A 252-nucleotide genomic window follows, 5' to 3' on the forward strand; every position below is an offset into this window, starting at 1 on the left:
CTTCGGCTCCTAGCGCCAAGGCATCCACCGTGTGCCCTTAGTAACTTAACCACATTGGTTAGCACTAAAAAGTACTTACAGTTAATATCTTAGCAATTTCATGCAGTATCCAGTTTTCAAAGAACAATGGATAGTTACTCGTAAGAGTAACTGCCTGGCAACGTCCTACTCTCCCGGCTCCCTGCGGAGCAAGTACCATCGGCGCTGGAGGGCTTAACGGCCGTGTTCGGCATGGGAACGGGTGTGTCCCCT

At 50.4% G+C, this 252-nt stretch carries 1 rRNA gene; it reads right to left on the minus strand.

Annotated features, from left to right (window positions below):
* Positions 1-152: 152 nt before the first annotated feature.
* Positions 153-252, minus strand: a 5S ribosomal RNA gene (gene rrf / locus M3630_RS30825); the annotation flags it as partial.

The sequence above is a fragment of the Brevibacillus sp. MER 51 genome (assembly GCF_023714195.1).
In the GTDB taxonomy this organism is placed as follows: domain Bacteria; phylum Bacillota; class Bacilli; order Brevibacillales; family Brevibacillaceae; genus Brevibacillus.